This window comes from Pseudoalteromonas sp. 3D05 (assembly GCF_002723455.1).
Classification (GTDB): domain Bacteria; phylum Pseudomonadota; class Gammaproteobacteria; order Enterobacterales; family Alteromonadaceae; genus Pseudoalteromonas.
Map to the genome: position 1 here is coordinate 1 of NZ_PDUS01000024.1, position 668 is coordinate 668.

The 668-nt window shown below is 38.2% G+C and carries 1 protein-coding gene and 1 tRNA gene; both read right to left on the reverse strand.

All coding sequences use genetic code 11. From position 1 onward, the window contains the following. Nucleotides 1-80 precede the first annotated feature (80 nt). Complete coding sequence (locus CSC79_RS18095; protein WP_143483841.1) at nt 81-266, reverse strand: hypothetical protein; 186 nt, start codon at nt 264-266, stop codon at nt 81-83. Nucleotides 267-569: 303 nt separating this feature from the next. Then, nucleotides 570-644 (reverse strand) — tRNA-Arg (locus CSC79_RS18100). Nucleotides 645-668 lie beyond the last annotated feature (24 nt).

The window sequence follows — 668 nt, forward strand, 5'->3', positions numbered from 1 at the left end:
AAAATCACTGTACCACTACAATCAGCTATCTCGACTTTTAAAGGAGAATCTCTTTTAGTTAAGGAATCAGAGTAAACCTGTTATTTATCCCCTTTAATTTCACTATCCCACCACTTTTGGGCATATGTCTCAGCGAGTAGACTAGCAGTCTTCATTAAGTCTCCATCTGCTTGAGAGTTAATTCGCGTGTAACTTACATCAATCAAATCAGCAAACTTCCTAAGAAGAAATTCCCAATCTTCAGCCCCTAAGTACCTTCTCGACATTCCCGAACCCACAAACAGGAAAGGGGAAGCCGAAAAGTTCTTGAAGTGATCGCTCAGGTTCTTTTTAAAAGTCATGGGTCTTCCTTGTTGTTCTTATTTAAAGCCGGATTGGATTCTGTACCCTAAGATTATATAAGTCACTGTTAGGATGATACAAATTAAAAACTAATAGAGTCTTCTCCAGCGGTCAAATCGAATATCTAAAATTCTGAGAATATAATTATAGAAAGGAAAATTACGCTACAAATATGCTACATAGGATTAAAAACAAACAAACTTTAAACTATAACCTATTGATTTTATTGGTAGCCCCTACAGGAATCGAACCTGTAACTGCCCCTTAGGAGGGGGCCGTTATATCCATTTAACTAAGAGGCCATGCGCTAGGTGCTAGGTGCTAGG

Excerpts from the sequence above, each read along its gene's own strand:
- CSC79_RS18095 (WP_143483841.1), bottom strand. The coding sequence starts at position 266 with ATGTCGAGAAGGTACTTAGGGGCTGAAGATTGGGAATTTCTTCTTAGG.